The organism is Streptomyces muensis, from assembly GCF_021474425.1.
GTDB classification, from domain to species: domain Bacteria; phylum Actinomycetota; class Actinomycetes; order Streptomycetales; family Streptomycetaceae; genus Streptomyces; species Streptomyces muensis.
This window is the reverse complement of sequence record NZ_JAKEIP010000492.1, coordinates 1-2,949: the sequence shown is the minus strand read 5'-3', so window position 1 is coordinate 2,949 and position 2,949 is coordinate 1. Positions and strand designations below refer to the sequence as shown.

Here is a 2,949-nt window from a genome sequence, read left to right as displayed (position 1 = left end):
CCCCACCGCCCCCTGGGGCGTCCCGGGCGTCCGCGGGATCGCGGCCCCGCCCTCGGAGGAGCCGTACCCCTCGACCAGCCGCACACCGAATCGCCGCTCGAAGGCCGCCGCGTCCACCGCCCCCGCCTCCGTGCCGAAGCCGAGCCGCAGCGGGTTGTCCCGGTCGTCGGGGCGCGGCTCGGTGGCGAGGAGGTACTGGATCGCCCGGCCCACGTAGGTGAAGTACGTCGCCCCGTACGCCCGTACGTCCGCGAGGAACCCCGACGCCGAGAACCGCCGCCGCAGCGCCACGCCCGCGCCGGCCGTGAGGGCGGGGGCCCAGTCGGCGATCACCGCGTTGCCGTGGAACATCGGCATGCAGACGTAGTGCACGTCGTCGCGCCGGACGCGGAACTGGGAGACCAGGGAGCGGCCGGCGGCGGCCAGGCGGCCCTGGCTGCAGATCGCGGCCTTGGGGGCGCCGGTCGAACCGGAGGTGAAGTAGAGCAGGAGCCGGTCCTGCGGGGTGGCGCGGGAGGGGTCGGGGCGGGCGTCGGCGTAGGGCGCCAGCAGGGCCTCGTACTCCTCGGTGTCCGTCGGCAGGACGCGTACGCCGGGGAGGTCGAGGCCGGCGAGGAGCGGCAGGTGGGTCCGCTCCGTGAGCAGGAGGCGGCACTCGGTGTGCAGGATGTCGCGGGCGAGTTCGGGTCCCCGGCGGGTGGGGTTGATCCCGGCGACGGCGGCTCCCGCGAGGGCGGCGGCGCCGAGCCACATCGGGTACTCGGGGGTGTTGTCGAGGAGGACGCCGAGGTGCGGCTCGGCGCCGGGTGGGAGGAGGTCGGTGAGCAGCGCGGCGCGGGCGGCGGCACCGGCGGCCATCTGGTGGTGGGTGAGTGCCCGCCCCTCGAACCACAGGCCCGGACGGTGGTCGTCCCACCGGGCTGCCACGAGCTCCGCGACCGTGTGTGCCGTAGTGGACTCCATGGCGGCGCACGGTAGTTGATGGGCCGTCAGATAGGGAGCGTCACGGCCCCAGGAAGTCGTCCGCGGTGGAGAACATCGCATGCGCCACGAGCATGAAGCCGATGCCGAAGACGATGAAGACACCGAGGAATGCCAGCAGACAGCCGGTGCCCGCCGCGAGCTTCCCGCGCGCCGGGGGCCGGGCCGTGGCGTGCTCCGGGCGGTCCGGCGCATAGTGCACGGTGACGATGTCGCCCTCGAGCGTCGTCCCCGGCCCGCCCCGCTCCTCGAACCTGACGGGGCGCCCCTCGCGCGTGACGAACTCGTAGACGTGGTGCAGGGTCGTGCGGACCGAGCTGTCGCCGCCGCCACCGCTCGTCGTGGTGTACGTCCGCAGACAGCGCGCCTCCGCGGTGAGACCGCCGTTCCAGGCGCGGCTGACCCGCAGTGAGCGGCGGAGCACCGCGACGATGGCCGCGACGGCAATCGCGATCATGATGGCGGGCACGATGTAGAAGAAGGCGGCGAAGGCTTCCATGAGTTCCCCCGAAGACCGTGCGCGGCCTTCGTTCGGCCGGCGTGGGAGGAACGTACCCACGCCGACCTGGGCACTGACTCAAGAGAACCTCAGAATGTGACGTCCGAGCACGCGTAGAACGCGTTGCCCGTGTCGGCGATCGTCCACACCGCGAGGATGACGTGGTGACCGCTCAGCCCGGTGGGCAGCCGGCCGCTGTGCGAGAGCGTGGACGGCGGCCGCTGCCCGTTGTACGGGACCGTGAAGAACGGCGTGAGGTTGAGGTCGGAGCGGGACAGGTTGTGGTTCTGGTTCCAGCCCGGCTTGGTGACGTAGTACCGGAAGTCGGTGGTGGCGTGCATGGCCGTGAACTGCCAGCGGAACGTGTAGTTCTGACCGCCGGTCACCCTGGTGGTGGGCCAGGCGGCGCTGGACGGCGTCTTCGGGGCGCTGAGCTGGCTGAACTGGCCGAGCCCCGCGTTGCATATCTGTCCGTCGGCCGGCCCTGAGCCCGGGAAGCCCTTCGGGCCCTCGACGCTCTGCGGCTCCCACTGGATGGAGCCGCAGTTGGTCACGGTGCCGTTCTGACAGAGCTTCTGCCGGCTGATGGGGAGGTCGGTGTAGCCGTGGCCGCTGGCGCCTCCGCTGGAGAGCGCGAGGGCTCCGGCCGTGGTGAGTCCGAGTGCGGCGGCGTACCACTTGGTCCTTCTGCGCATGCTGCTGCTCCTGGGAACGTGGGGGAAGTTCGATGAGCTTGCAGGTCTAGACCAAGTATCAGATTATTGCTGAGCGTTGAACATGTCCATACCAATCGAAGAACATGTTCGACGGGCCGTCAGGGGGCCGACTCCCCCCGCCCCGCGCAGAACGCCACCGTCAGATCCTTGACCAGCGCCTTGCGTTCGTAGTCGTCCAGCTCGACCAGGCCCCGCATGGTCAGCCGGGTCACCGTGTCCTCCACCGAGTCCACGACCGAGGTGACCATGGTGGCCCGGTCCTGGGCGTCCAGCGCGGCGATCCGGCGCCGGTGCATGGCGGCGGCCACCTCCGGCGCGTACTCCACCCGCGCCGGCCGCACCGAGAACACCTCGACCCCGACCGCGCCCGCGTCCCGCGTCACCAGCCGGGTCAGCGTCTCCGAGGCCGCCTCGACCGAGCCGCGCGCGGCACCCGGCATCTCCACCGGCACCCGGGCCAGCGCCGCCTCGACGCACTCGCGCAGATACGACTCGTGGTCCTCCACCCCGAGCGTCGCCCGCGCGGTGTCCTTCACCCGCCACACCACCAGGACGACCGCCCGCAGCGCGACCCCGTTCCCGTCCGCCGCCGGCATCGGCTCGCTGCGCCAGTGCCGCAGCCGTACGTCGACCCGGCGGCGCAGCAGCAGCGGGTTGACCCACATCAGGCCGGTGCGCCGGACCGTCCCCCGGTAGCGGCCGAACAGCCCGAGCACCCAGGCCCGCCCGGTCCGCCCCCTGGTCAGCCCGCCC

General features: G+C 72.2%; 4 protein-coding genes. All 4 read right to left on the bottom strand.

The genetic code is table 11. The features are described 5' to 3' along the window. Positions 1–963, bottom strand: a 963-nt coding sequence (locus tag L0P92_RS43560; protein ID WP_234768668.1) for an AMP-binding protein, incomplete at its 3' end; no start/stop codon positions are given. 40 nt (positions 964–1,003) lie between these two features. Continuing rightward, positions 1,004–1,480, bottom strand: coding sequence for a DUF3592 domain-containing protein (locus L0P92_RS43555; RefSeq protein ID WP_234768667.1), 477 nt, complete (start codon positions 1,478–1,480; stop codon positions 1,004–1,006). 89 nt (positions 1,481–1,569) lie between these two features. Further along, positions 1,570–2,175, bottom strand: a complete 606-nt coding sequence (locus L0P92_RS43550; protein WP_234768666.1) for a lytic polysaccharide monooxygenase auxiliary activity family 9 protein — start codon at positions 2,173–2,175, stop codon at positions 1,570–1,572. 119 nt (positions 2,176–2,294) lie between these two features. Then, a partial coding sequence (locus tag L0P92_RS43545) for an SPFH domain-containing protein (RefSeq protein WP_273634161.1) occupies positions 2,295–2,949 on the bottom strand: 655 nt, incomplete at its 5' end.